21 protein-coding genes are annotated in these 23,588 nt (G+C 50.7%); 15 read left to right on the plus strand and 6 right to left on the minus strand.

Annotated elements, in window-relative coordinates; translation table 11 throughout:
• The first annotated feature begins 183 nt into the window (after positions 1–183).
• From Q4526_RS03135 to Q4526_RS03145, 3 genes are read left to right on the plus strand one after another with little or no spacing between them, the layout of a single operon-like run.
• Positions 184–1,632, plus strand: coding sequence for a circularly permuted type 2 ATP-grasp protein (locus Q4526_RS03135; RefSeq protein ID WP_215975441.1), 1,449 nt, complete (start codon positions 184–186; stop codon positions 1,630–1,632).
• Positions 1,632–2,585: an alpha-E domain-containing protein gene (locus Q4526_RS03140; RefSeq protein ID WP_215975442.1), complete on the plus strand. Its 954-nt coding sequence runs from the start codon at positions 1,632–1,634 to the stop codon at positions 2,583–2,585. Before Q4526_RS03135 ends, Q4526_RS03140 begins: the two co-directional genes overlap by 1 nt.
• Positions 2,582–3,628 carry a putative zinc-binding metallopeptidase gene (locus tag Q4526_RS03145; protein WP_215975443.1) on the plus strand — a complete coding sequence of 349 codons (1,047 nt, stop codon included), beginning with the start codon at positions 2,582–2,584 and terminating at the stop codon, positions 3,626–3,628. Before Q4526_RS03140 ends, Q4526_RS03145 begins: the two co-directional genes overlap by 4 nt.
• Here Q4526_RS03145 and Q4526_RS03150 read toward each other — a convergent pair.
• Positions 3,564–4,313, minus strand: coding sequence for a peptidase (locus tag Q4526_RS03150; protein WP_215975444.1), 750 nt, complete (start codon positions 4,311–4,313; stop codon positions 3,564–3,566). The genes Q4526_RS03145 and Q4526_RS03150 overlap by 65 nt on opposite strands.
• 148 nt (positions 4,314–4,461) lie before the next feature.
• Here Q4526_RS03150 and Q4526_RS03155 point away from each other — a divergent pair, with 148 nt between their 5' ends.
• Both Q4526_RS03155 and Q4526_RS03160 read left to right on the plus strand, forming a co-directional pair.
• Positions 4,462–6,081 carry a YdiU family protein gene (locus Q4526_RS03155; protein ID WP_215975445.1) on the plus strand — a complete coding sequence of 540 codons (1,620 nt, stop codon included), beginning with the start codon at positions 4,462–4,464 and terminating at the stop codon, positions 6,079–6,081.
• Positions 6,082–6,163: 82 nt separating this feature from the next.
• Positions 6,164–6,634, plus strand: a complete 471-nt coding sequence (locus Q4526_RS03160; RefSeq protein ID WP_215975446.1) for an NADAR family protein — start codon at positions 6,164–6,166, stop codon at positions 6,632–6,634.
• A gap of 80 nt (positions 6,635–6,714) precedes the next feature.
• Here Q4526_RS03160 and Q4526_RS03165 read toward each other — a convergent pair whose 3' ends face one another.
• From Q4526_RS03165 to dapE, 4 genes are all read right to left on the minus strand, one after another.
• Positions 6,715–7,449, minus strand: a complete 735-nt coding sequence (locus Q4526_RS03165) for a dienelactone hydrolase family protein (RefSeq protein ID WP_215975447.1) — start codon at positions 7,447–7,449, stop codon at positions 6,715–6,717.
• Between the two features lie 10 nt (positions 7,450–7,459).
• A complete protein-coding gene (locus tag Q4526_RS03170) occupies positions 7,460–8,113 on the minus strand; it encodes a DUF1461 domain-containing protein (protein ID WP_215975448.1) in 654 nt (217 codons plus the stop codon).
• Positions 8,114–8,244: 131 nt separating this feature from the next.
• Positions 8,245–9,450 (minus strand): MFS transporter, encoded by a 1,206-nt coding sequence (locus Q4526_RS03175; protein ID WP_215975449.1) that lies wholly within the window; start codon positions 9,448–9,450, stop codon positions 8,245–8,247.
• Between the two features lie 95 nt (positions 9,451–9,545).
• Positions 9,546–10,691: a succinyl-diaminopimelate desuccinylase gene (gene dapE, locus Q4526_RS03180; protein WP_215975450.1), complete on the minus strand. Its 1,146-nt coding sequence runs from the start codon at positions 10,689–10,691 to the stop codon at positions 9,546–9,548.
• Between the two features lie 228 nt (positions 10,692–10,919).
• Here dapE and lepA point away from each other — a divergent pair, with 228 nt between their 5' ends.
• The 6 genes from lepA (at position 10,920) to recO (ending at position 16,489) form a co-directional block, all read left to right on the plus strand.
• Positions 10,920–12,737, plus strand: a complete 1,818-nt coding sequence (lepA, locus tag Q4526_RS03185; RefSeq protein ID WP_215975451.1) for a translation elongation factor 4 — start codon at positions 10,920–10,922, stop codon at positions 12,735–12,737.
• Between the two features lie 28 nt (positions 12,738–12,765).
• The gene (gene lepB / locus Q4526_RS03190) at positions 12,766–13,626 is read left to right on the plus strand and encodes a signal peptidase I (protein WP_215975452.1); all 861 of its coding nucleotides are present in this window, start codon (positions 12,766–12,768) and stop codon (positions 13,624–13,626) included.
• Positions 13,627–13,756: 130 nt separating this feature from the next.
• The gene (locus tag Q4526_RS03195; RefSeq protein WP_215975453.1) at positions 13,757–14,179 is read left to right on the plus strand and encodes a DUF4845 domain-containing protein; all 423 of its coding nucleotides are present in this window, start codon (positions 13,757–13,759) and stop codon (positions 14,177–14,179) included.
• Positions 14,172–14,852 (plus strand): ribonuclease III, encoded by a 681-nt coding sequence (rnc, locus tag Q4526_RS03200; RefSeq protein WP_303604161.1) that lies wholly within the window; start codon positions 14,172–14,174, stop codon positions 14,850–14,852. Before Q4526_RS03195 ends, rnc begins: the two co-directional genes overlap by 8 nt.
• Positions 14,853–14,856: 4 nt before the next feature.
• On the plus strand, positions 14,857–15,765 hold the full coding sequence (gene era / locus Q4526_RS03205) for a GTPase Era (protein ID WP_215975455.1): 909 nt from the start codon (positions 14,857–14,859) through the stop codon (positions 15,763–15,765).
• 25 nt (positions 15,766–15,790) lie between these two features.
• Complete coding sequence (gene recO, locus Q4526_RS03210) at positions 15,791–16,489, plus strand: DNA repair protein RecO (protein WP_215975456.1); 699 nt, start codon at positions 15,791–15,793, stop codon at positions 16,487–16,489.
• Positions 16,490–16,521: 32 nt separating this feature from the next.
• Here recO and Q4526_RS03215 read toward each other — a convergent pair whose 3' ends face one another.
• On the minus strand, positions 16,522–19,296 hold the full coding sequence (locus Q4526_RS03215) for a response regulator (protein ID WP_215975457.1): 2,775 nt from the start codon (positions 19,294–19,296) through the stop codon (positions 16,522–16,524).
• Between the two features lie 102 nt (positions 19,297–19,398).
• Here Q4526_RS03215 and cysM point away from each other — a divergent pair, with 102 nt between their 5' ends.
• The 4 genes from cysM to Q4526_RS03235 all read left to right on the plus strand — a co-directional run.
• Positions 19,399–20,298 carry a cysteine synthase CysM gene (gene cysM, locus Q4526_RS03220; protein WP_215975458.1) on the plus strand — a complete coding sequence of 300 codons (900 nt, stop codon included), beginning with the start codon at positions 19,399–19,401 and terminating at the stop codon, positions 20,296–20,298.
• Positions 20,295–21,656, plus strand: coding sequence for a 23S rRNA (uracil(1939)-C(5))-methyltransferase RlmD (gene rlmD / locus Q4526_RS03225; protein WP_215975459.1), 1,362 nt, complete (start codon positions 20,295–20,297; stop codon positions 21,654–21,656). Before cysM ends, rlmD begins: the two co-directional genes overlap by 4 nt.
• A gap of 43 nt (positions 21,657–21,699) precedes the next feature.
• Positions 21,700–23,340, plus strand: coding sequence for an ExeA family protein (locus tag Q4526_RS03230; RefSeq protein ID WP_215975460.1), 1,641 nt, complete (start codon positions 21,700–21,702; stop codon positions 23,338–23,340).
• On the plus strand, positions 23,340–23,588 hold a 249-nt coding region (locus Q4526_RS03235; protein WP_215975461.1), incomplete at its 3' end, for a hypothetical protein. The genes Q4526_RS03230 and Q4526_RS03235, both read left to right, overlap by 1 nt.

The raw sequence follows: 23,588 nt of genomic DNA on the forward strand, positions 1-23,588 counted from the left end.
TCCGTTTTGGTGCCTCTGCGTCGGATTAAGGCGTATAGTCGGTAGGAAGAATCTATGGGTCTACCCTAGTGGGGCGATAAAATGGCGCATCGTCTTGGCGTGACTTATGCTTGTTGAGTTAAGCGCTTGCTGTATAGGTATAGGCGTCGCTGTTTTCATTCAGAGCAGAATCTGGGAGCTATTATGCAAATTGATTGGCGTGAGTACGATGGTGGTGAGTTTTACGATGAATTAATCAGCTCGCCCGGTTATCCGCGAAAAGTGACCCGCAATTTGGCGAAGTATTTATCGGGCTTGTCGAGTGAGGAAATTACGGCTCGTAGACATTCTGCAGAACTCGCTATCAAAACCATGGGTATATCTTTTACGATATATTCTGAGGCGGGTAACATCGATCGCGCCTGGCCTTTCGATATTATACCTCGGGTGATTTCACACAAAGAATGGCTCAAAACAGAGCGTGGCTTGATTCAGCGCCTAGCGGCCCTCAATTGTTTTATTGATGATATTTACAACGAGCAGAACATCATCAAAGACAAGATAATGCCGGCCGAGTTAATCACTGATTCTGTCAACTTTCGCCCCGAATGTGTAGGAATGAAACCACCTTTAGGGGTGTGGGCACACATTTGCGGCAGCGACTTGATACGAGATAAAGACGGCAGTTTTTACGTCTTGGAGGATAACTTGCGAGTGCCATCGGGCGTGTCTTACATGATGGAAAATCGTCGGGTGACAAAGCGAATTTTCCCTGAGCTATTTGAAAATCACAATATTTTACCTGTCACCGAGTATCCCAACCAATTATTCGATACCTTAGCGGCTATTTCGCCTCGCCCATTAGAGTTTCCCGAAGTTGTTGTCTTGACACCGGGCATATACAACTCGGCGTATTTTGAACACTCCTATTTGGCTCAGCAAATGGGGGTCGAGCTGGTCGAGGGCAGCGACCTGGTGGTGGAGGATGATTACGTTTTTATGCGGACCATCAATGGCCTGGCGCGAGTGGATGTTATTTACCGCCGTATTGATGATCTGTTTCTCGACCCTGAAGTGTTTAATGCTGACTCTGTGCTGGGTGTGCCTGGTCTAATGCGCGCGTGGCAAAAAGGTAACGTGGCTATTGCCAATGCTCCTGGGGCTGGTGTTGCGGATGATAAGGTTATCTATACATTTGTACCAGATATGATCAAATACTATCTTGGCGAGGAGCCCATACTGCCCAATGTGCCAAGTTACTTGTGTATTGATGAAGAGCAGCGCGAATATGTACTGGCAAACCTCGATAAGCTCGTTGTTAAACCGGCTAATGAATCGGGGGGGTATGGCATGCTCATTGGACCGCAGGCCAGTCAGAAAGAGCGCGATGAATTTGCTGCATTGATTAAAGCATCGCCACGCAATTATATGGCGCAGCCATTAATTGCCTTGTCGACCAATCCAATATTAGAAAGTAAAAATGCCGAGCCTCGCCATGTAGATTTAAGACCTTTTGTTTTGCAAGGTCGCACCAGTTGCGTTACCGCCGGCGGCCTCACTCGAGTGGCAATGAAAAAAGGCTCCTATGTCGTGAATTCCAGCCAAGGTGGCGGTAGCCAAGATACCTGGATAGTTTCTGAGGAGGAAAAATAATGCTGTCACGAGTAGCGGAGCGTGTTTATTGGATGGGGCGCTATATGGAGCGCTGTGAAAATGTTGCCCGTTTGGTGGATGTAAATACTAAGCTACTGCTGGATTTGCCACGCGGTGTCAGCGTCGGCTGGGGGACGCTGATCGATATCAGTGGCGGCAGTGATTTTTACCGACGTGATTTGGATAGTGCCGATGAACGTGCGGTTATGCGCTTTTTATTAGCCGATCAGAATAACCCCAGTTCACTTATAAGCTCCATTACCTGTGCGCGGGAAAATGCTCGAATCACTCGAGAAATTATGCCTTCAGAGGTGTATACGCTTGTTAATGATTTGTACCTATACCTGAAAGAAAGACTCCCTAAGGGCATTGCTCGAGGTGAAAGGCAGGCCCTTCTTGAAGAGGTGATTGTAAAAGTTCAGCAGTTTTCCGGTATGTTAGCGGGCTGCATGAGTCATAACGATGCGTATGGTTTTTTGCGCTTGGGCTGTAATCTTGAGCGTGCAGATATGACGTCGCGTATTGTCGATGTGGGCACCCGGCGTATTCTGACCAAGGCATTAACGGAAATAGAAGCCAATGAACCATTTGAAAATATTTTATGGATGAGTGTGTTGCGCTCGTTAAGCGGTTATCAGATGTATCGGCAACATGTTTTAGATCGAGTAAATGCCGAAGATGTAGTTATGTTTTTGCTCCAGGATCCGCTCTTTCCGCGTGCTGTTGAGCACTGCTTGAGTGAGCTGAGCGAATCGTTTTCTCGCCTGCCGAATAGCGATGACCCACAGAGAGTGCTGGTAAGCGTTAAGCGGCAATTGAAAACAGCCGATATCCCCCAACTATTAGAGTCCGGTTTAGAAGAACATATCGAGTCTATTCAAGCCAGTATTGGTGAGGTGCACTCGGCAATAGCCACTACCTGGTTTTTACCCCAGGCTCAGGTGGCCCCGTGAGAGATTTTCACTGTAAGTGTGGCAATCAGGTTTTCTTTTTCAACAACCAATGTTTGGTTTGTGGGCGTCGATTAGGGTTCGATTCGCACACATTGTCCATGCGAGCTTTTCCCGATGTTGAGGGCTGGCTTCACGATGATGGTCAAGACTATAACTATTGCCAGAATTATTACGATTATAATGCGTGCAACTGGCTGGTAAAAAAAGGTGCGGAGAACCGTTACTGTCTCTCATGCCAGCTCAATCGAACGGTGCCAGATTTGGTGTCGGTGGAAAACATCAGTCGTTGGGGCAAGTTAGAGGCGGCCAAGCGTCATGTCATATACTCGCTGTTAAATTTGGGGCTGCCTATACAGTCCGCCGCCAACCCGCAGGTACGTTTAGCATTTGAGTTTTTGGAAGATGCCCGGACCAATCCGGCCTATGCGGAAAGTTTTGTCGCCACGGGCCACAGTAGTGGTTTAATCACTATTAACTTGGCCGAGGCCGATGATGCCTATCGCGAGAGTGTTAAAGAAGAGCTGGGTGAGCATTATCGAACGATTTTAGGCCACTTTCGTCATGAAATAGGCCATTATTATTATGAAATATTAGTGGCTAATACTCCGTGGCGTGCGGGCTTTGAGGAACTCTTCGGCGACCCCACTGTTGATTATCAGCAGGCATTAAATAACCATTACCAAAACCCGCCACCTGACTTTTGGCAGGATTCGTATATTAGTGCCTACGCCGTATCTCATCCGCTGGAAGATTGGGCAGAAACATGGGCGCATTACCTACATATTTTCGATACCCTGGATACCGCCATACATTTTAAATTGGTTGAGCCACTGCAAAAAAATGGACGGGTAGATGCAGAAAAAGCCATCGATACATGGCTTGATTTTGCCGTAAAACTCAATGCATTGAATCGCAGTATGGGGCTGGCTGATGCCTATCCCTTTATGATCACACCTAAAATTGCCGACAAGCTAAAATTTATTCACCAGGTGATTGAGCATCAGACCATTGCAATGGGGGGAGACGGTCAAACGCCTCAATGAGGTATTGATCCCATGCTTTTTTCAGGTCGCGCAAATAATCATCGTCATCGTCGTATCGAAAGCGGGTGGTTGCAAAACTGTCAGTTGGATAAACCGCCAGCTCAATAGGTGGGCCGACGGTGAGATTGCTGCGCATAGTTGAGTCCATCGATACTAGAGCGCAGCGTGAAGCGTTTTCCAAAGACGTGGTGCGGTTGAGAATACGATCGAGAATAGGCTTGCCGTATTTACTCTCACCGATTTGTAAGTAGGGTGTGTCTTTGGAGGTGGTAATATGATTACCTTGTGGGTAGACCATGGCCAAACGGGGTTTATCCGAACCGATTTGCCCACCGATGATAAAACTAGCTTCAAAGCTAGCACCGGCATTGGGTCCACCTACGCTTGAGTGTTTTTCTTGCTCTAGGCGGCTAATCTCACCTAAATAGCTCGCCGCTTCGCTGATGTCCGGGAGCGTTTTTAAGCTGGTGAGTGCCTCGTCGCGAATATCTCGTTTAACCTGTGAGACGACAGCCTGCGTGGTGGCCAAATTACCAGCCGATAGAATAATCAGTTCCCGTTCGTCTGCAATTTTGAAGTGGAACATTTTGCTGTAGGTGCTGACTTGATCCACTCCGGCATTGGTGCGGGAGTCAGAGCAGAATACCAGGCCAGCGTCCATGGTAATAGCAACGCAATAGGTCATAAATTAGGCAGCCGAAACAGGATAAAAGGCCGGTTAGATTAAGTTTGAAAGTGGGCGCCGTCAAGCATCGTCTGCGATGATTTTAAAGCCAGGGGCGGCGTGTGCTGAAATGTTACAATATCCCAATATGTCGCATGCTAGAGGAATTATGCTGGATCGTGATCTGCAACAACTGGCTCAAAGCTTGCCAATCGTCAATCGCTTTATTCAGGCATTGCCCGGTGATCACAGTGGTGATGACAGCTCTCGCCAAGTGTTTGGCGCCTGTTACAGTGACGCCACCCCGCGCGCTGCTTCCGCCCCCCTAAGCGTCGCCTATACCCCAGAGGTAGCACAATTACTGGGCCTCTCCCAACAATTGTGTCAAACCGAGGCATTTAGCCATGTGTTCTCGGGTAAGCAATTACTGCCGGATATGCAACCCTACGCTATGTGCTATGGCGGCCATCAATTCGGCCATTGGGCCGGCCAACTAGGCGATGGCAGGGCGATAAATTTAGGTGAGGTCAATGCCGGCGGTGAGCTTTGGACCTTACAGTTAAAAGGCGCTGGGCGTACTCCTTATTCGCGCCATGCCGACGGTTTAGCGGTTTTACGTTCATCCGTTCGTGAGTTTCTTTGCAGCGAGGCCATGCACCACCTGGGTATTCCCACCACTCGTGCACTCAGTTTGGTACTGACCGGCGATAAGGTCACCCGTGATATGTTTTACGACGGGCACCCTCAGCAAGAGCCGGGAGCGGTAGTGTGCCGGGTGGCTCGCTCATTTGTTCGGTTTGGCTCTTTTGAGATATTTGCCCAGCGCGGCGAGCAGGCGTTACTTAAAAAGCTTGCCGATGACACCATTGAACAGAATTATCCACACTTAGTGGAAGGTCAGATTGATCGCGATACTTATGTCCGCTGGTTTGGCGAGATTGTTGAGCGCAGTGCACACCTTTTGGCAGACTGGATGCGTGTGGGCTTTGTACATGGCGTTATGAATACCGATAATATGTCAATTCTGGGTGAGACCATAGATTACGGCCCTTACGGTTGGCTGGAAGGGTATGACCCCAATTGGACACCCAATACCACCGATGCCCAAGGTCGGCGTTACAGTTTTGGGGCACAACCGAATATTGGCTTGTGGAATTTGGTTCGGCTCGCCAACGCTATTTATCCCTTAATTGAGGAGGCACAACCCTTAGAAGAGGCGCTGGCCCGGTACAGCGAAGTGTTTGCTCAAAGACGCAGCGCCGACATGGCCGCTAAATTGGGTTTTGCCCACTATAAAGACAAAGATGGTGAGCTGGTTGAGGATTTACTGCGAATATTGCAGCAAACCGAAACCGACATGACGATTTTTTATCGCAATTTGGCCAATATTAGCCCACAACTGCTCGGTAGCGACATTTGCTGGGAGCATTTGGCCCCGCTGCACGAGGCTTACTATCAAGCTGTTCCCGACGAGGTACGCGAACAAACTTGCGCCTGGGTTCAACGCTATTTGCAGCGCACCGAACAATCTTTGCAAAGCCAAGGGGAGTCAGATGTTGACCGTGTGGCGCGAATGAAAGCGGTTAACCCTAAATACGTGTTGCGTAATTATCTCGCGCAACAAGCCATTGAGCAGGCAGAGCAAGGCGACTTTGGTGAAGTGAATAGGCTACTTCAACTCTTGCGCGCCCCCTATGATGAGCAGCCCGAATATGAGCGCTATGCCGCCAAGCGCCCCGAATGGGCGCGGGTAAAAGCGGGTTGCTCTATGTTGTCTTGCAGTTCTTAATCGCTGAGAGCCACCGACGAATCACCATATAATCACCGCGGGTTAATATCGCGAATTCAATCGTAAAGAGATGCCGAGCATTATGGGTTTATTTACCAGCGCGCAAGAAGATGCACATTACTTTTCTATGGATGATGCCGACAATGGTTTTAGCCGGGTGTCTGAGCACGGCTTTGAGTTGGATGGTGAACATTGGCCCACGGTCGAACACTACTACCAAACCATGAAATACACTAAGCAGGCCGATCGCGATGCCGTAAAAGCCACGACTACTGCGTTACAGGCGCGCAAGGTGGGCGGTCGTTGGTTTAAAAAGAAACGCCCGGATTGGAAAGCGTTAGAGCTCACGATTATGACGCGGGCGGTGTATATCAAAATGCGCACCCACCCCGCACTGGATGAAGCATTACTGGCCACCGGCGACCAAACATTGGTGGAAAACAGCCAGTTTGATTATTTCTGGGGTTGTGGCCGCGACAAGCGCGGCGCCAACCATTATGGCCAAATTCTGATGAATGTCAGAGAAAAGCGACGGCAAGAAAAAGCCCAATAATGGGCGAAACCTTTCTTAAAGGCTGCTGGAAGGTGCTAACTTTCTAGCAGCCTTTTATGCATTAAATGTCGCATTTTTATTTACAGTGCACGGCGAAACAAATCGACGGACATTCGATAGCAGGTTAACGCTAATTCGGCATCGTAGCGTTCGCCTTCATCGCGCATAAAGGCGTGTTGGCCATTGAACTCGTGCCAGCTAAAGTGGCAGCCAGCACTGCGCAGAGCTTGATTAATCTCGGCTCGGCTATTATCGGGAACATGGGGATCTTGGCGTCCCCACACCATCATCAACTCGGCTGTTATCTCGCCGGCTCGGGCCAAACTTTGGTCTGCGGCGCTGGCGGGTAAAGTGTTGGAGTGTAGGTCGGTGGCGTATAGGCACGATGCCGCTTTAACGCGCGGATTCAGGGCCGCCCGAAAGGCGAGATGCCCTCCAATGCAAACCCCCATACTGCCTATTTGGCCGTTGCAAAACTCAGCCTGATCGATATAGCGCACCATGGCTTCGGTATCCGTATCGTGGTCGGCCAGAGGCTTGGTGAATTTATCCTGATTACCTTTGTCTTTTCCTGCATCGTCATAAGCCAAAACAGTACCGATAGGGTTTAGCTCGTGAAAAACCTCGGGCACTAAAACTACAAAGCCATGGCCGGCCATAATCGCCGCGGAACGAGCAATCGGGGCGGTTTGCTGAAAAATTTCTGAATAAAAAATAACGGTGGGATAACTCGCTGTTGCCACCGGTCGGTAGATGTAGGTGCGCATCGTGCCGGTGGCAGTGGGTATATCGGCAATCTCAGTTTGGGTAATCATCGTGACCTCGTTACGGGGTTTGGGGCCAGAGCCGAATCATAATAAAGAGCGAAAGGGCCCACAAGATTAACCAAAGCCCTAACAATAAAGCCGCGATAAATCCGAATAGGTCGGGTGCCTTCATTAGCGTGGTCATTAGTGAATCTTGGTAGTAAAAAAACCATGGATGTTCAGGAGGGAAAATCCAAGTGTGTAAAGTGTAAAAGACATGTTTAGGGCCCAATAGCATAACCAGCGCAAAGGTTGCGCCCATTGCGCCTAAAACGCTGGCCAAGACCCGGCTGGGGCGGGGCAGAGGCGCCCGGTGATAGTAGAGAATGGGCAGGCAGATGATCATGGCTGTTAATGCGATCCAGCCCAGTGTGTATACCTTATCAATTAGGTGAGCAACGTCAGTTAAATGCACAACCTCGGGTTTGGTGAGTAAGGTTTGGCTTGCTCCCTGGCTGGGGTGAAAGTAGATGTCATTTAAATCTTGCGGTGCCCCGTGCACGGCGGCATTGATTTGCTGAAACAGCTCGATATGTTGATCTTTATCGGTAAGTGCAAAGTGGCTGCGGTTACGGTTCTCGGGGCCGTAGCTGGCAATATGCTGATCAATCTCAAGCCATTGATACGCGGCGCCATAACCAAAATTGCCAGCGGCCAGTAGATTCCATGCCACAAAGCCACAAGTAAGCCAATGGCACAGTAACAAGATGATCCAGAGGGGGGAGTTCAGGCGCACGTTTTCTTCCCAGTTTTCTACTATTTGAGTGGCCAGTGTAAGCGCAAAGCGCGTGTTTTGTCACTTTCTTAGGGTTGTCGCGGGTAAGAGAGCATCACTAAGCCTGCGGCGGCTAAGACGCATAAGGCCGAGACCGAAAACAACGTTTGGGCGCTGGCCCCCATATCAATAATGGCACCAAATAAAATAGGGGAGGCGGCGGTACTCAGTACCATTAATGCGGTCATTAAAGAGCGAATAGACCCCAGTTTTGTCGTGCCGTACACCTCTGCCCATAAAGCACCGTTGACCGGGCTTGATGTGCCGATTGTGACTCCCAATAACCCCATAAATAATGGTGCTACCCAGTAACCGTCTAGATACGCCAGAGACAATAAGGCCAGTATTAAAGGTGCCAGTATAAAGGGTAAGAGTTTACGTGCACTAAATTGATCAATTAACACACCAGCGAGTAAAGAGGCGAGCCAGTGCATAGCACCGAAGACGATAAAACAGCTGGCCAACCAGATTGGATCCCAATTCTTTTCCTGCAAAATAAATCCTTGCTGAATAAAAATCGCGGTCAATAAAAAAGGTGGGGCGAGCACGGTGGGCAATGCCAGCCAAAAACGATAATCACCCAGCATATCGCGGCGGCCCTTGGCTTTAGCTTTAGTGTGCGCGCTCTGTGGGGGGAGGTCGTGTTGCAGCTGAGGTGAGCGACGCAATAACCAAAGACTTATCGGTAGGTAAAGCAATGGAATACTAAGGGCGAACACAAACCAGCTGCCGCGCCAGCCAATACTGCTAATCAAGGCAACGGCAAGTAGGGGTAGGACGACCTCGCCGATAGGTACTGCACTGGCGGAGACACTCAGCGCCTTACCTCGGTCTGCATCAAAGTAACGCGCCATAGTGGTTTGGGCGGTGTGAGGCAATAAACCTTGACCGCAAAGGCGCAGCAAATAAAACGCCCCTAATAGCACGAAAGCGTGATTACTGATCAGCATAAGAATACAGGCGGCGGTGAGGCCGCCAGCCACTGCTATAGTAAAACGCGCTAAGGGCCAGCGGTCGATAAGCCCGCCCAGGGCAATAATCGTTAGGGCGCTGGCCAGAGTGCCCCCCGAATAGAGACTGCCATAGGCCGCAGCACTCAAATTCAATGCCCCCTGAATGCTGGCGCCATACCAGCTGACAAAAAATGATTGGCCTAAATTACCCCAAAAAATACAGCTGAAGCCGAAGCCTAGTAGGGGCCAGTTGTAACGTAAAAAAGTAAAGTAATCTCGCACGCCGGCTCAGTTAATCATCGATAGTTAGAATGCTGGCAGATAATAAGCCACTATCTTTAGCCTCAGGTTCTGGGCCGACGATAGTGGCTCAATAGTTAGTCTGCCAATAAATTGCGTAAGGTTTGACAGTACACCTTGGTAAGCTGGTCGAGGTCGGAGGCACGCACTCGCTCGTCGACTTTATGGATGGTCGCATTGACCGGGCCTAGCTCTACCACCTGAGCACCGGTGGGGGCGATAAACCGACCATCTGAGGTGCCGCCACTGGTCGATAATTGTGGTTGAGTGCCGGTGGTCTCGGCCACCGCTTTGACAACAGCGTCTACCAGTGTGCCTTCTTCGGTTATAAAAGGCTGGCCACTCAGCTTCCAGGTCAAGTCGTACTCTAAGCCATGTTTTTGGAGAATCGCTTCAGTTCTTTGGCGCAACTGCTCCTCGGTAACTTCGGTCGAAAAGCGAAAGTTAAAGACAATATGGGCTTCACCGGGAATGACGTTAGTCGCCCCTGTGCCTGAGTTAAAATTGGAAATTTGGAAGGTGGTGGCTGGAAAGTATTGGTTGCCCTGGTCCCATTCACTACTGGCTAATTCGGCTAACACTGGTGCTGCCAGATGGATGGGGTTGGCCGCAAGGTGTGGGTAAGCGACATGCCCCTGAATCCCTTTTACGGTGAGTTCGGCGCCCAAAGAGCCACGGCGGCCGTTTTTGATAACATCGCCTAAAACCTCAGTGCTCGAAGGTTCGCCGACAATACACCAATCAATCTTCTCGCCCTGTTGCTCCAGCCATTCCACTACTTTTACCGTGCCGTTGTGGGCAGGGCCTTCCTCATCACTGGTGATCAAAAAAGCGATACGACCATTATGATTGGGGTGTTCAGCGACAAAGTCCTCACAGGCGACCAACATTGAGGCCAGCGATCCTTTCATATCGGCTGCCCCGCGCCCACACAGGTAGCCATCATCTATGATTGGGTTGAATGGGGGGTGCTGCCAGTTAGATTCGGGCCCGGTGGGTACCACATCGGTATGACCGGCAAAGGCTAACAGCGGGCCACTTTCGCCGCGCACGGCCCAAAAGTTATCGACGTCGCCAAAACGCAAAGGATAAATCGTAAAGCCAATGGCTTCTAAGCGCTCGATCATTAAGGTTTGGCAACCCGCATCCTCTGGGGTGACGGATTGTCGGCTGATCAACGCTTGGGCCAACTCAAGAGTGGGGGATGGCGCGGGGTTGGACATGGATACTTCCTGATGTGGGCAAATTAGGGCCGCCGATTTTAGCAAAATTCAGCAAAAGGTGCGAAGTGATGGCGATATGGGGCCTTGCTCATAGCACCCAAAGAGTAAATAAGCTACACTTGCGGCCTTTAAATTTGGCGTGATTGGGCCTTGAATGTACCCGTCTAATTGCACCTAAACCCCTATCTTGGCGAGTGTTTATTGGCCTCGCAGTTGAGTTGAGATCGAATGTCAGACAGTATTAACCCCAAAGAAATCAAGCATATACGAAATTTCTCTATCATCGCCCATATCGATCACGGCAAGTCGACTATCGCTGATCGGTTTATACAAATGTGTGGCGGATTAAGCGATCGGGAAATGGCGCAGCAAGTTCTTGACTCAATGGATATCGAGCGCGAGCGCGGTATTACCATTAAAGCGCAAAGCGTTACCCTCAGCTATACCGCCCGCGATGGCGAAACTTACCAACTTAACTTTATCGATACCCCGGGCCATGTTGACTTCTCCTACGAAGTGTCGCGCTCTTTAGCGGCCTGTGAAGGGGCGCTACTGGTAGTGGATGCCGGACAGGGGGTTGAGGCCCAATCGGTCGCCAACTGCTATACCGCAATTGAGCAGGGACTGGAGGTCATTCCGGTTCTCAATAAGATGGATTTGCCCCAAGCGGACCCAGAGCGCGTGGCGCAAGAAATCGAAGATATTATCGGCATTGATGCCACCGAAGCGGTGCGCTGCAGCGCCAAATCCGGTTTGGGGATTGAAGATGTTCTGGAAGAGTTAGTACGAATGGTACCGCCACCGGTCGGTGATGTGGATGCGCCTTTGCAAGCGCTGATTATCGACTCTTGGTTCGACAACTACTTAGGTGTTGTCTCGTTGGTGCGGGTTAAACAGGGCACCTTAAAAGTCAAAGATAAAATCGTTACCAAGTCTATCGGTAAGTCGCATGTGGTCGACAGTGTGGGTGTTTTCAACCCTAAGCTGCACAAGCTAAAAGAGTTAAAAGCCGGCGAAGTGGGTTTTATTGTCGCAGGTATTAAAGATATTCAAGGCGCTCCCGTGGGCGATACCTTGATTGCTGCCGGAGATATGACGGTAGAGGCTCTGCCGGGCTTTCAGCATGTCAAACCGCAGGTTTACGCCGGCATGTTCCCAGTAAGCTCGGACGATTTTGAAAACTTTCGCGATGCGTTGCAAAAGCTTACCCTTAATGACGCCTCTTTGTTTTTCGAGCCAGAAAGCTCCGACGCACTAGGCTTTGGTTTTCGCTGTGGCTTTCTCGGCATGCTGCATATGGAAATCATTCAGGAGCGGCTCGAGCGCGAGTACGATTTGGACCTGATTACCTCTGCCCCCACCGTTGTTTACGAAGTAGTGACCACCAAAGGTGAGACTATTTACGTCGACAATCCGTCTGCATTGCCCGATATCGGCTTGATAGAAGAAATGCGCGAGCCGATTGTCGAAGCCAGCATCTTGGTGCCGCAAGAGCACTTAGGCGCTGTGATTACCCTATGCGTGGAAAAGCGTGGTGTGCAACGCGATATGCACTATATGGGTAAGCAGGTGTCGGTACGCTACGATATGCCAATGAGCGAAGTGGTGCTGGATTTCTTTGACCGTCTAAAATCCGTCAGTCGCGGTTTTGCCTCCCTGGATTACAGCTTTTCGCGTTTTGAGGCCGCCAACTTAGTGCGTCTTGATGTACTGATCAACGGTGACCGAGTTGATGCGCTGGCGCTGATTGTGCACCGCGATCACGCACAGGGCATTGGTCGCAGTTTGACCGAAAAAATGAAAGAGTTGATTCCTCGTCAAATGTTTGATGTGGCAATCCAGGCCGCTATCGGTGGCAATGTGGTTTCTCGTACCACGGTAAAAGCGCTGCGCAAAAACGTAACCGCCAAGTGTTACGGTGGCGATGCCAGTCGTAAGAAGAAGCTTTTGCAAAAACAAAAAGAAGGTAAGAAACGCATGAAGCAGGTGGGTAATGTTGAAATCCCCCAGTCAGCGTTCTTGGCCGTTCTGCAAGTAGACAGTTAAACCGTTACTAATATTTAAGGCGCATGGCATGGAAAATATTAATTTACCCCTTATTTTAACCATCGGGGTATTTTTTACGGGGCTCGCTTGGCTGTTTGATCGGCTGATACTTTCGACTCCCCGACGACGCAAAGTGGCGGCGGTAAAAGCCGAGTTCGAAGGGCGTAATATTACCGACGAAAACAGTCAAGACTACGAGCTTTATCATCGAGCCATGGCTGCTGCCGAGCGCGAGCCGGTGGTAATTGAGTTCAGTAAGTCTTTTTTCCCAGTCTTGTTGGTTGTGTTCGTCTTGCGATCTTTTATTGCTGAGCCCTTTCAAATCCCATCGGGTTCGATGGAGCCGACTCTCGATGTTGGTGATTTTATTCTGGTCAATAAATTCACCTATGGCATTCGTTTACCGGTTATCAATAAAAAAATTATTGAGATCAATGACCCTGAGCGCGGGGATGTGATGGTGTTCTTTCCCCCGCATTTGCCCGATACGTATTACATAAAGCGGGTGATTGGTTTGCCCGGTGACTTAGTGCGTTATGAAAACCACAAACTATTTATTAACGGTGAGGCCGTGCCCGAAACACTACAGGCAGTGCTGCCAGCCCAAAAGCCGCAGTTTAAGCTAGTGCGTGAAACTTTAGGTGAGCATGAATTTACCTCACGCAAATATCTGCGCCCCGGGCAATACAGCCGTCGTGGCAGTTGGCGAGTACCCGAAGGCCATTATTTTATGGTTGGTGATAACCGTGACAATAGCTTTGACAGTCGTGGTTGGGACGACCCATTTGTCCCCGAAGACCATATCGTAGGCAAGGCCATGGTGGTGTGGATGCATTGGGATTCACTGTTTAGCCTGCCAAGCTTTGATCGCGCAGGGGCGATTGACTAACCACTGCTGTTATTCGAGTCTAGCTGCTTATATACTGAATAAACCGGATTACACTGGGTTAAAAGAGTCATAAAATGCTTGATATAGATTTGGTAACCGTAGTTTTCTCATGGACAACAGGGTGGAGTTTATGATCAATTATCAATCTCAACGAGGCCTTTCTGCGATTGCTTGGCTTGTATTGTTAGCGGTGGTTGGCTTTTTTGGCTTGTGTATCGCCAAAATGGCGCCGGTTTATGCTGAAAACTATTACATTGTTAACGGTTTTAAGTCGCTGACGAAGCAAGGTGGCAATGAACTTAAAAATATGCGCAAGCAAGAACTTAGTCGCAGCTTGAGTAATTATTATTCGATTAATAATGTGCGCTCTCCCGGTGCTAAAGAGCTTGAATTTCAGCCTACCAGTAAAGGTATGCTGGTGATTAATCAGTACGAGGTCAGAGTACCTTTAATTGCCAACGTGGATGTGGTGATGAGCTTCTTTAATGTACTGGATACCAGCGCTCCAGAGGAGTGCTGCGACCCACCTGAGGAAATGCTCAGCGGTGAATAACATTGTCTTAACCCGACTGCAATCTAAACTCAACTATGAGTTTGATGATCTAGCACTGTTCTCTCTGGCATTAAGCCATCGCAGTGTGGGCGCTGCCAACAATGAGCGTCTGGAGTTTCTCGGCGACTCAATTCTCAACTTTATTATTGCTCGCGCTTTATTTGATCAGTTCGAGTCGGCTCGCGAAGGCCAGTTGAGTCGTCTGCGCTCGCAATTGGTTAAGGGAGAAACTCTGGCGGAGTTGGCGCGCGAGTTTGATTTAGGCCCGTGCTTGTTGCTCGGTGAAGGAGAAATGAAAAGTGGTGGACAAAGGCGTGATTCGATCTTGGCCGATGCAGTAGAAGCCATTATTGGGGCGATATACATCGATAGTGACTTCGATACCTGCCGTCAATGTGTACTGCGTTGGTATCAGCCACGTTTGGATGATTTAAATTTAGACAATCCCGCCAAAGATGCCAAAACTCGGCTGCAGGAGCATTTGCAAAGTCGCAAGCAGCCACTGCCCGATTATCAAGTGGTGAACATTGAAGGCGAAGCTCACGCTCAAACTTTTACGGTTGAGTGTCATGTTAGTCTGTTAAAAAACCCCGAAGTTGCTACTGCTAGTAGTCGTCGCGTTGCCGAAAAACAATCCGCAGCCTTAGCGCTGAAAAAACTTGGAATAGATTGACCCTATGGCTGAATCCTTAGCTAATGATACCCGCTGTGGCTTTGTCGCCATTGTCGGCCGCCCCAATGTGGGCAAATCCACTTTGCTCAATCATATGCTGGGGCAGAAGGTCAGCATCACTTCGCGCAAACCTCAAACCACCCGTAACAACGTTACCGGTATTAAAACAGAAGGGCGCGATCAGATTGTTTTTGTCGACACTCCGGGGCTGCATAAAAATCAACCCAAAGCGATTAATCGCTATATGAACCGAGCCGCTGGTTCGGCTATGAAAGATGTAGACTTAATTGTGTTTGTCGTCGACCGTCTAAATTGGACAGAAGAAGACGAAATGGTGGCACGCTATGTCGAAAATAGCCATTCACCCGTGGTGCTAGCAGTGAATAAGGTGGATCAAATCGACGATAAGAATACGTTGTTGCCACACCTGCAGTCTCTATCTGAGCGCTTAAAAGCCGATGAGATTATCCCTCTATCGGCACTGCGTGGCATCAATTTAGATCGCCTGCACGATCTGATTTTAAACTATTTGCCGCAAGGGCCACATTTTTATGAGGAAGATCAATTTACCGATCGCTCCTCGCGTTTTATGGTGGCGGAAATTATTCGCGAAAAAATTACCCGTCAGCTAGGTGATGAGCTACCCCACCAAATGGCCGTCGAGATTGAAGAATATAAACACGACGGCAAAACCCTGCATATCGGTGCGCTTATTCTGGTGGAAAGAGACGGACAAAAGCGTATTTTGATCGGCAATAAGGGAGATCGTATTAAGCAGATTGGCCAGCAAGCCCGGCAAGATATGGAAGCGCTGTTAGACGATAAAATCATGCTTAAATTATGGGTTAAGGTAAAGTCTGGTTGGTCAGATGATGAGCGCGCATTGCGCAGCTTGGGTTACGACGATCTCTAACCATTACCACCGGTAGTCAATGGATATGCAGCATATCGAATTTGAACCGGCCTATGTTATTCACACTCGCCCCTATCGGGATACCAGCCTAATTGTCACTTTTTTCAGCCGCCACTATGGTGTGGTGGCCGGGGTGGCGCGCGGTCAACGAAAAGCCAGTAAAAAACACAACAAAACACCCATGCTCCCCTTTACGCCACTGCTGATTAATTTGCAGGGTAAGTCCTCTTTAAAATTAATCAGTCATTTTGAATGGGCAGGAAATACCAAAACTCTGCAGGGCTATGCGCTGTATTCCGGATTGTACCTGAATGAATTGCTGGTGCGTTTGCTGCCTGAGTGGTATGCGCACAGCAGCCTTTATGATGATTACCAGTGGGCGCTGGGTGCGCTGTCTGAAGGAGGGGATATCGAAGTGATACTGCGCCAGCTGGAAGGCAGGCTACTCGATAGCCTTGGGGTCAATATTAGCTGGCACACTCAGGCCGGCTCCGAGGAGCCTATTCGCACCGACCTGCACTACCGGTTAGACACACAGGCAGGCTTTGTTCCACTATTTAATGCGAGTGAAGCCGGTGCCTTATCCGGGGAGGATATTCTTCAGGTGGCCGCTGGCAATTGGCGCCATGAACCGGCGCGCAGGTTGGCAAAGTATACTCATCGGCAGCTATTACAGCCTTTGCTGGGGGCAAAACCGCTGCAGTCGCGCCAGCTATTTCAATAATAAAGCGGTTGTGCCCACTTCTTAGAGCGAGGCTAGCTCTTATCATTCGTTAACTGTTCGAATATTTGGTCGAGATTTTGCTCTTCTCGCCACTGTAGAATTTGTTCGATGGCATTGTTAAGTGCATTAATTTCGGCTTCGAGATTCTCAATTTGACCAGCCTGCAGGACTTTATCCAATAGGCCCGATAAGCTGCGCAAATGGGGCACACCGGTATAGCAGCAACTACCATATAGCTTGTGAATTAGCTCTTGTAGGCTTGCCCAGTGTTGTTCTTGATAGGCCTCATTAATTGCTTTTTTTTCCTCACTCAAGCTATCCAGCAGCATAGTCAGCATATCTTTGGCTAATGTAACTTTATGGTTGGCTAAGGATAAACACTGAGGTAGGTTGACCGGACTATTAGGGTCGGAGGCTTCGCAATCACTGGAACCTGGGGCTTCCAGTACGCGGCGGAGCTGGCTCGACATACCAGTCCAGCGACTGAGCATATGATCGAGCTGCTTATCGGTCACGGGTTTGCGTATGCAGTCATCCATACCGCCAATAAGTAAGTCAGTTTTTTGTTCGGTCACCGTGTGGGCGGTGAGGGCAACTATAGGGGTGCGCCTACCACTGCGTTGTTCTTTTTCACGAATACGCTTCGTCGCTTCAATACCATCCATGCCGGGCATTTGGATATCCATAAAAATAATATCAAAATTGGCGCGGTCGAATAAGTCTAAGGCCTGCATGCCACTGACAGCCTGAGTTACATTCACCCCTAAGTCGTGCAGAAATTCGGTAGTTAATTGTAAGTTGGCCTCGTTATCATCCACTAAAAGAACATCTAATTTTTCTTGTTCTTTTATCTCAATAGGTGCCTCGTCAGTTAAATGTAAATCCAATGCTTGGCTGATGGCGTCTAATAATGGCTGACTTTGAATTGGTTTGACAATAAAAGAGATGACTTGGTTTTCAGGGTGCTGATGGAAAAAATTTCGATGTGCTGGTGTACAGCAAACGATTACTTTACAGAAAAATTCCACATTCAATTGCTCTGCCATATTGGCTATCAACGCTGGCGGCAGACGACGTTCGTCTGGTGAAATATCCCAAAGCATGAGTGAGTACTTTCGCCCTTGAGCTTGCTCGGAGCGTAAAATCGGAATGATATCGTGCACGGAATTTACCCAGAGAGATTCACCTTGCCAGCTCTGCATTAAAGATTGCAGTTGTCCGAAGGCCGCATTGCTCTGCGCGCAGACGAGTACCCGATGGTTTTTTAAAGCGTTGTATTCGGGGGCGATATAATGCGGGTCTACGCCTAAGGTTGCTGTAAACCAAAAAGTGGCTCCAGGCTCGGCTTCGCTCTCGACTCCAATCTCTCCCTGCATTCTGTCTACTAGTCCCTTGCAAATTGCCAGGCCTAAGCCGGTTCCGCCGTATTCACGCGAGGTGGACGCATCGGCCTGAGCAAAGGCGGAGAAAAGTTGATTTTGTTGTTCTTGCGATAGACCAATACCTTGATCGCGGACGATCCCTTTGATAGTGATTTGATTTTCTTCAAAGTGGGTTAATTGAAATTCGATTGTAATGGTTCCGCGCTCACTGAACTTAATCGCGTTGCCTAACAAGTTAGATAGAATTTGTGAGAAGCGCAGTGGGTCTCCCATTAGCTGCGGCGGAATATTATTGTCGATAATCGTGGTAATTTGTAGATTTTTTTCTGAGGCATCAAACGATAGAGTTTCCACCGTGGATTCCACCACTTGACGTAAAGGCAAGGGAGCGTAGTCGAGCTCTAATTTTCCGGACTCTATTTTGGAAAAATCTAAAATATCGTTGATAATGGTCAGCAAATTATGGGCTGAGTCGTGAATGGTTTGTACATAACCGCGCTGCTTTTCATCGAGCTTCGTTTTTAGGGCAAGGTTCGAAAAACCAATAATGCCATTGAGTGGGGTGCGAATTTCGTGGCTGGTATTGGCCAGGAACTCTGATTTAATTTGGCTGGCTGCGAGCGCCTCCTTTCGAGCCATATCCAGTTCAATATTCTGTACCTCGATCGTCTCCATAGTTTCGCGTACGTCGTGCATCGACTGTTCAATGTGTAATTGCATATCACCTTGAGCTTGTTCTTGCGCCTTGGCCATATCATTGACCGCTGCGGCCAAACACTCAAACTCATAGGCAAAGTATCCGTTTACTCGCGCGTTCAGTTGACCGGCGCTAATTTTTTCTACCGCGGTGCGAATCAAATGCAGTGGCGTGGCAATATTGGCATTGAGCTTGACGGCCAAATAACCCGCCAAAAGCAAACACGCCATAGTCGCCAACACCACAATCAATAACACCTGATAGATCGTTATCCAGTAAGGCGATAACAGCAATTCAATTTCCAGCCAGCCTAAGGCTTGCTGCCCTTCGCTGTTAACAATGGGGTGGTGATAGCGGATAGAACCTTGAGTTTGTTTTTCATGGACATGGCCATTGGCCACAATTGTGTCCGTAGTGACTGCAAAAAATTTAGGGCCTACATGGTAGTCGAGCTGGTGGGTGGTGTCGTGCACATGAATGGCCCTAACCAGTGGTTCCTCCAAAGTGGCTTGAATCAGGGCTTCTAGAATCGCGGGGTTGTTAGCCGACAACGAAATATGAGCAAGGTTTGCGGTTTTCTCTGCCAGTAGCCAGCCACGTTTTTCGACAAAGTCATCGAGCTTGCTGACAAACAAGAATGTCAGTGTGGCCGACAGCAAAAGCGAGATACTGATGGCGGGCAGGAGGATAAGCCTCCATACTTCGGTTTTTACGCTGCTTGTTTTCATGGATTATGCTTATCGTTGATTATCACGCAGTAATTGATACTTGCCCCGAGGCTCCTTAGAATAGTCGCCTTTTGCGCTGCGCTGCAAGTCACTGAGGTTCATATGGATTTTCCTACCATCGATGCATATGTGGGCAATACGCCCCTGGTGCGAGCGCAGCGCCTGCTGCCCGCCACAAGCAGCAATACCCTGTTGCTTAAACTGGAGGGCAATAACCCGGCCGGTTCGGTAAAAGATCGCCCGGCGCTATCGATGATAGAGCGGGCCGAAGCGCGTGGTGATATTGCTCCCGGCGATAGTTTAATTGAAGCCACCAGCGGCAATACCGGCATTGCCCTGGCAATGGTGGCAGCTATTAAAGGCTATCCGATTACCTTGATTATGCCCGATAACAGTACCGAAGAGCGCAAAGCCTCAATGGCCGCCTACGGCGCCCAGCTAATTTTGGTCAGCAAAGAGCAGGGCATGGAAGGCGCACGTGATCTGGCCCTGCAAATGCAAAGTGAAGGCAAGGGTAAGGTGCTCGATCAATTCGCCAATGCCGATAACCCCGAGGCGCACTATCGCGGCACCGGGCCGGAAATTTGGCAGCAAAGCGGCGGTACCATCACCCATTTTATTAGCTCCATGGGCACGACCGGTACCATTATGGGCTGCTCGCGTTACTTAAAAGAGCAAAACCCCGCGGTGCAAATCATCGGTTTGCAGCCGGAAGACGGCGCCGCCATTCCGGGTATTCGCCGCTGGCCGCAAGAGTACTTGCCGTCTATTTACGAAAACCAGCGCGTGGATCGTATTGTCAGCATGTCGCAAGGGCGAGCCGAGCAAGCGATGCGCGATCTGGCTCAGCGCGAAGGTATTTTTTGCGGCGTCTCATCGGGCGGAGCCGTAGCGGCCGCGCTGGAGCTGGCCGAGTCGGTCGAAGACGCAGTTATTGTCGCCATCATCTGTGACCGGGGGGATCGCTACCTCTCCTCCGGTTTGTTTAACCGCGCTTTATGAAATCGCGACGACCCGGACACGGCAACCGGGGCCGCAGGCCGCGTCAGGCCGCCGCAGTGCCGACCGAGCCGGTTACTTTAACCATTGACGGGTACATTCACGATGGCCGCGGTCTGGCTCGCCACCAGGGCCAGGCGGTGTTCGTCAGCGGCGCGCTGGATTCCGAGCAGGTTGAAGCCCGCTGGACTAAGCGCCAGTCGCGTTTTTCTGAGGCGCGATTACTGCAAGTGCTGAGTCCATCGCCCCAGCGCGTTGAGCCGGCCTGCAAACACTACGGTCGTTGCGGCGGTTGCCAGTTGCAGCACGCCAGCCATGCCCATCAATTAGAGATTAAGCAAAACAGTGTGCTCGACCAGCTGGCCCGAGCCGGTGCCCCAGCGCCTCAAACACTGTTGCCGCCGATCGTCGGTAACCCCTGGCACTATCGCAGCCGCGCCCGCCTGGCGGTTATGTTCGATAAGGCGGGGCAGTTGAGTTTTGGTTTTCGTCGCCAGGGTGATAGCCAGCTGGTGAACATCGAGCAGTGCCCGGTTTTACCCGAGAGCTTGCAAGGCTTAATTGAGCCGCTGCGTGTGTTGTTGCAACAGCTGGATGTCAAAGCCGTTAGCCATGTGGAGCTAATTGCCACGCAAGATCAGTCGGTTGTGATCTTGCGCCACACCCGAGCGCTAAAACCCGAGGCCTGCGCGGCTTTAACGCATTTTGCCGAGAGCCAGTGTTGCCAAGTGTGGCTCAGCCCCGACAACCAGCAGTTGACCGATATCGCCGGTGAGCCGCTCGACCCCAGATTGTCCTTTGCTCTTGTCGGTGGCAGTCTAGAACTTAGGTTTCATCCGCTGGACTTCACTCAAGTCAATCCCGAGATTAATCGCGCCATGGTGGATCAGGCGGTGCGGCTGTTAGACCCACAGACAGACGAGCATGTGTTGGATTTATTTTGCGGCATTGGCAACTTCTCATTGCCCTTGGCGCAACAGGCCGGCCGGGTAACCGGCGTGGAGGCCATCAAAAGCATGGTGGCGCGCGCCGACGAGAATGCTCAGAGTAATCAGCTAAGCAATCTTGACTTTATCGCCGCGGACTTAGAGCAGGCCTCACTCAAAACGCTGCAAAAGAAGATTGGTCAATTTCACGCGGTGTTACTCGACCCACCGCGCGCCGGTGCCGCCTTGGCGTGTCAGCAGCTAGCCGAGACCGCAGCCAAGCGTATTCTCTATGTGTCGTGTAATCCGGCCACTTTGGCACGCGATGCCCATAGCCTGACTCAGGCCGGTTTTAGTCTCGACAGCTTGGGTATTATGGAGATGTTTCCCCACACCTCTCATGTCGAAACCATGGCCCTGTTTACTCGCCGTTAAAAGCAGGTATGATCATGCCATCGTGTTGGGATGATCGGATGCCATGTATCACCAGTATTTTGGACTAAAAGAGCCAGCTTTCTCCATTGCGGTCAACCCGCGCTATCTGTACATGAGTGAGCAGCACAGGGAGGCACTGGCACACTTGCTCTACGGTGTGCAGGGCGGCGGCTTTGTTTTGCTTACCGGTGAGGTAGGGACGGGTAAAACCACGATTATTCGCTCATTGCTGGAGCAGCTGCCCGAGGGCACCGACCTGGCCATGGTGTTTAACCCCATGGCCGAAGTGCCCGAAATGCTGCAAATGATTTGCGATGAACTGGGGGCGAAGTACCCACCGGAGAGCCCCAGTATAAAAACCCTGACCGATACACTGCACCGCTACCTGCTGGATAACCACAGCCGCGGTCGGCGTACCGTTTTGTTGATTGATGAAGCTCAGTTGTTGTCACCCGAGGCGTTAGAGCAAATTCGCCTGCTCACTAACCTCGAGACCAACACACAAAAACTACTGCAAATAATTTTGGTCGGCCAGCCCGAGCTCAACCGCCTGTTGGCCCAGCCGCGCTTGCGGCAATTATCCCAGCGCATTACCGCCCGGTTTCATTTAAACCCGCTAACTCTGGCCGAAACGCGCGCTTATATCAGCCACCGTTTGCAGGTGGCCGGGCTTACCGGCGCGCGCAATCCATTCCCCGAAACCATTGTGCGCAAAATTTTTTCTTACAGTGGCGGCATTCCGCGGCGAATTAATATTCTCTGTGAGCGGGCCTTAGTCGGGCTCTATGGTCACAACAAGGATCGCGTCGACCGCAAGATTCTGCGGCTTGCCAAGCGTGAAGTAAACGGCGTTCCAGGTGCCTCGGCCGCGGCGCTCAACCGTCGCAGCGCGAGGCATTGGTGGCCACAGGCATTGCTATTGTTATTGGGTGTTGCCGCAATGACCGGCTGGTGGTTTATCTCAGAGGCGGGGCGGGGCGAGCAGGGCGCTGCGGCCGATACCGTCGTGGATGCTTCGCCCGAAGCCAGCCCGGTGGTTCCCGCCGAGCAAGTGCTGCCCCCGGTGGCGACCCAAAGCCCCTCTGTGCCCGACTACAGCATTCGCTATTTGTCCGATGCCCAGGCTCAACTCGCCGCCCACAGCGGTTTATCGGGCTCGCTTATCTGTCTAAATGGCAGTGCTCAGGCGGTGGCTTGCGAGGTGGAACAGGTTGATACCTGGCAGGCGTTGGTGGCACTCAACCGCCCGGTATTATTAACCCTGACCACGGAAGATAAATTTCGCGCCTATGGGGTGCTGACGGCCATTGATAAAGAAAATGCCGAACTGTTAGATGCCAGTGGCAAACCCCATAGCGTAGCACTGGCCGAACTCGGCGCTCGCTGGAATGGCCAGGTGTTGTACCTATGGCACAAACCGCCCGGCTATAACTCCGGGGCAGCCGTCGGAGTGGGGGATCGTGGCCCCTTGGTGCGCTGGCTGGCGCAAGCCTTTGCTCAGCTGGATGGGCAGGCGAAACCCCTCGCGGAGTCGCAATTTACCCAAGCCCTGGCCGATCGCTTAAAAATTTTTCAGCGCAAACACGGCTTAACAGTGGATGGTATTTTGGGGCAAAAAACCATCTTGCGGCTCAATGAACGCCTGGGTATAGATACCTCACTGCAGGTGGAGGGGGACTGGTAATGTCGCTACTACTGGAAGCTTTACGCAAGGCCGATCGCGAGCGCGAAGGCAGCAATCACCCCGCCGGGCTAGACACCGCCCACACGCCAGCGTCAACCGAGCCGAATCGGGTTAATTTGCTGCTCATCGCACTGGCCGTGGCGGTAGTGCTATTGCTCGCGCTGGTGCTCTGGCTTACCTTGCGCGCGTCGCCGCCCAATGCTGTGACCACCGAGCCGCCTGCCCCCGCGGTAAAACCGCTAGAGCCC

The sequence above is a fragment of the Gilvimarinus sp. 2_MG-2023 genome, assembly GCF_030547685.1.
Classification (GTDB): domain Bacteria; phylum Pseudomonadota; class Gammaproteobacteria; order Pseudomonadales; family Cellvibrionaceae; genus Gilvimarinus.